The following is a 1,658-nucleotide window of genomic DNA, read 5'->3' as shown; positions in this document are numbered from 1 at the left end:
TATCTCCGCCGCCGCTATACCCGTTTCTGGCGCCACAAAGTCCGCCTGCTGCTGGTAGCCGGTGAACCCGCGCACATTGCCGCCATCGCCCCCGGTCTGGCGGAAAAGCAGTGGCTTGAAGGCCACCGCACGGTGCTGATTTACGGCGGCAGTCTGTCATTGGCGCCGGATACTGAGCGCCTGGCCGCCCTGCGCAAGCTGCGCCGCAGCCGTCCGCTGGACGGCATCGTGCTGGCGCTTGATGAGGCGCAGGCGACCAGCGCTAGCCTGGATAACCATCTTCGCACCCTCGGGCAGGTCGGGGAGGCCCTGCGCTGGCAGCCGCCGGTATACCTGTGGCAGGTGACTGACAGCGCCTGGCCGCAGGATACCCGCATCAGCCAGACGGTGGGGGCGCTGTTCCCGCCCGGCGCCACGCCGGAGGGGGTGGCGCAACAACTCCGCGCCATTCTGCCGTCCCTGGGGGAAAGGGGAATGCAGCAGCTGTGCGCCGACCCGGCCCATGATTATCTGCTGCGCCTGGGGCGCACGCTTGAGGGGAGCGGCATTGCCCGCTGGCGTACGCTGCTGACGCCCTGGCTGACGGAGCGCCTGCAGCGTGTTCCGCTGCGCGGCCTGATGTTCAGCCCGCCGCTGGCACCGGGCACAACCGCCGGGGAGACGCCACATCCTCACCGCTGGTCCGCTCCGGCGGTCTGGCAGGGAGTGACGGCGGACTGCGCTCAGGCGCAGGGCGTGCGGGCCGGTCTGCCCTGGCAGCGCACATCGGGGGTTATCGCCCTGTCGCTGATGGCCCTGTGGGGGGCGGGCAGCCTGGTCTCCTTCGCCGTTAACCGCCAGCATATTGTCAGCGCGGCGCAGCTGCTGGTGAGCTCTCCCGCGGTGAATGATGAACAGCTGATGGCGCTGCAGGCGCTGCGTAACGATATCGGACGGTTACAGCACCAGCAGGCGCATGGCGCGCCCTGGTATCAGCGCTTCGGGCTGGACCATAACGCCCCGCTGCTGGCGGCCCTGATGCCGTGGTACGGGCAGGCGAATAACCGGCTGATACGCGATGCGGCGGCGCAGGCGCTCACAAAGCAGCTGAACGCGCTGGCAGACCTGCCGCCGCGCAGTCCGCTGCGCGAGAAACGGGCGAAGCGGGGCTACGACCAGCTGAAGGCGTACCTGATGATGGCGCACCCGGAGAAGGCGGACGCCGCGTTTTTTGCGCAGGTGATGAAAACCGCCGAACCGTCCCGTCCGGGGTTGTCCCCGGCGCTGTGGCAGGAGATGGCGCCGGATTTGCACACCTTTTACATGCAGAGCCTGCCCGCGCTGCCGTCCTGGAAAATCACGCCGGATGCGGCGCTGGTGGCGCAGGTGCGCAGGGTGCTGCTGGAGCAGGCAGGCCAGCGCAACGCCGAAAGCACGCTCTATGAGAACATGCTGACGGCCGTCCGGCGCAACTATGCCGATATGACGCTTGAGGACATGACGCCGCAGACCGACGCCCGCCGTCTGTTCAGCACGGACGAGGTGGTGCCGGGAATGTTCACCCGCCAGGCGTGGGAAGGCGGGATTCAGGACGCCATCGACGCCGCCGTGGCCTCGCGGCGCGATGAAATCGACTGGGTGCTGAGCGACAACCGTAACACCGTGTCCACGGATGTCTC

Annotated in this window: 1 protein-coding gene; it reads left to right on the top strand. The window is 68.0% G+C overall.

What is annotated here, in order from left to right:
* Positions 1–1,658, top strand: a 1,658-nt coding sequence (locus tag ABLV11_RS06950) for an ImcF-related family protein (protein ID WP_348855242.1), incomplete at both ends; no start/stop codon positions are given.

It is taken from the genome of Klebsiella sp. GW_Kp181 (genome assembly GCF_040062315.1).
GTDB classification, from domain to species: domain Bacteria; phylum Pseudomonadota; class Gammaproteobacteria; order Enterobacterales; family Enterobacteriaceae; genus Klebsiella; species Klebsiella oxytoca.
Note: the sequence above shows the minus strand (reverse complement) of the source record. Positions and strands in the feature narration are given on the sequence as shown.